Source organism: Microbacterium sp., from assembly GCF_049661145.1.
Lineage (GTDB): Bacteria > Actinomycetota > Actinomycetes > Actinomycetales > Microbacteriaceae > Microbacterium.
Map to the genome: position 1 here is coordinate 1 of NZ_JBASZT010000246.1, position 2,082 is coordinate 2,082.

General features: G+C 66.4%; 2 protein-coding genes and 1 pseudogene. 2 read left to right on the forward strand and 1 reads right to left on the reverse strand.

All coding sequences use genetic code 11. From position 1 onward, the window contains the following. Positions 1-15: 15 nt before the first annotated feature. Positions 16-1,083, reverse strand: a complete 1,068-nt coding sequence (locus WBP48_RS10585; protein ID WP_424440071.1) for a TerC family protein — start codon at positions 1,081-1,083, stop codon at positions 16-18. 224 nt (positions 1,084-1,307) lie between these two features. Here WBP48_RS10585 and WBP48_RS10590 point away from each other — a divergent pair, with 224 nt between their 5' ends. Both WBP48_RS10590 and WBP48_RS10595 read left to right on the forward strand, forming a co-directional pair. After that, positions 1,308-1,868: an RNA polymerase sigma factor gene (locus WBP48_RS10590; protein WP_424440074.1), complete on the forward strand. Its 561-nt coding sequence runs from the start codon at positions 1,308-1,310 to the stop codon at positions 1,866-1,868. Further along, positions 1,865-2,082: pseudogene (locus tag WBP48_RS10595) on the forward strand (DUF4349 domain-containing protein); the annotation flags it as partial. The gene WBP48_RS10590 and the pseudogene WBP48_RS10595, both read left to right, overlap by 4 nt.

Below are 2,082 nucleotides of genomic sequence, written 5' to 3' on the forward strand. Positions count from 1 at the left end.
GCCGGGCCGCCGATGCTACGGCCCATCGACCGTCGGCGGCGTGCCCTTCTCGTCGGCGACCTTCTCCGCGGCATCCACCGGCGTCCGCGGGACCGCGGCGGGCTCGGCCATCCGTTCGCGCCGCGACGCGACAAGGCTCGCAACGGTCGCGACGATCATCGAGACGACGATAACGCCGAGCGACATCCAGGTCGAGATCTCGGGTGCCCACTCGATATGCTCGCCGCCGTTGATGAAGGGCAGCTCATTGACGTGCATCGCGTGGAAGAAGAGCTTCACTCCGATGAAGGCGAGGATGAACGCGATGCCGTAGTGGAGGTAGCGCAGGCGATCGAGCAGGTCGCCCAGCAGGAAGTACAGCTGCCGCAGTCCCATGAGGGCGAACAGGTTTGCGGTGAAAACGATGAACGGGCTCTGGGTGATGCCGAAGATCGCCGGGATCGAATCGATCGCGAACAGCAGGTCGGTCACACCGATGGCCGCGAAGACGATGATCATCGGGGTGAACATCTTCTTGCCGTTCACGACGGTGCGGACCTTCGCGCCGTCGTAGTGGTCGCTGATGTCGATGGTGCGGCGCAGCAAACGTACGACGAAGTTCTCCTGTTTGACGTCGTCGTCGTGATCTCCGCTGGGGAAGGCCTGTCGCCACGCGGTCCAGATGAGGAACGCGCCGAAGATGTAGAACACCCAGCTGAACTGCTCGATGATCGCGGCGCCGGCGAGGATGAACGCACCACGGAGGACCAGCGCGATGATGATCCCGACCATCAGCACTTCCTGCTGATAGCGGCGCGGCACGGAGAACTGACTCATGATCAGGACGAACACGAACAGGTTGTCGATCGACAGGCTGTACTCGGTCAGCCAGCCGGCGACGAACTGGCCGGCGAACTCACCGCCCGCGAACAGCCACAGCAACCCCGCGAAGATCAGCGCAAGGGTGACATAGAACACCACCCACATCGTCGACTCCCGCGTGGACGGGATGTGCGGACGCTTCAGGATGAGCAGCAGGTCAGCGACGAGGATGAGTACCAGCGCGACGAGCGAGCCGACTTCGAACCAGATGGGGAGCTCCATGCGGGCCTTCCGGAGGGGACGGTTGACGTCGAAAGTCTCTCCCCCGCCCGGGACCGATGACTCCTGGTCCCTGCGACGGCGCGCGCCCGGAGCCCCGACGGCGGAGCCCGTACTGACGGGACACGCGAAGCGGGATACTCCCTCTCGCTCGCCCAAGGATAGACGAGATGTGAGACGAACATGTTACGGCCGACACTTGGGGGTGAGAGACGAACGGGAGGACCATGAGCGACACGCACGCGCGCAGCGACGCCGAACTCGTCGCCGCGGCCGCCGCGGGGAGCGAAAGCGCTTTCCGCGCGCTGTATCGGGCGTACATCCGCCCCGTGTTCTGGATCGCCCACGGCCTCGTCGGCACGCGAGCCGACGCCGAGGACGTCGCACAGGAGACCTTCATGGCGGCCTGGCGCAAGCTCCCCGAGCTCGATCTGGCCGGTGATTCGCTGCTGCCCTGGCTCGCCACGATCTGCCGCTTTCAGGCCGCCAACCGCGTGCGGCGTCAGCAACGGGATCGCGCGAACCTGTCGGCATCCGCCGACGAAACCCTGCCCGCGACGATCGACGTCGAACGCGACGTCGTCGAAGCGCAGCTGGTGGAGCGCATCCTGCGGGAGGTGCGAACGCTCAGTGAGCTGGATCAGCAGATCTTCCGGCTCTGCGCCGCCGAGGGCTACGCCTACCATGAGGCGGCAGAGCGCCTGGGCGTGTCGCACGGTGTCGTCCGCAACCGCCTCTCCCGCATCCGCACGCGATTGCGGAGCACGATCGAACCGGAGGGGACATGAACGACATTGCGCTGCCAGAGCTCGACGAGCGACGCATCGCCGAGATCGAGGACGAGCTGTTCGGGCGCATCGCGGCCGAACGGGAGGACGAGCTCCGCCGCGTCGAAGGCGCGCGCGTTCGCGCCGTGCGACGAGGGCGCATCTGGATGGGAGGTGCGGCCGCGGCCGCCGTGCTCGCCGTGGCTGCCGTCATCGGGCCGACTGTCCTCTCGGG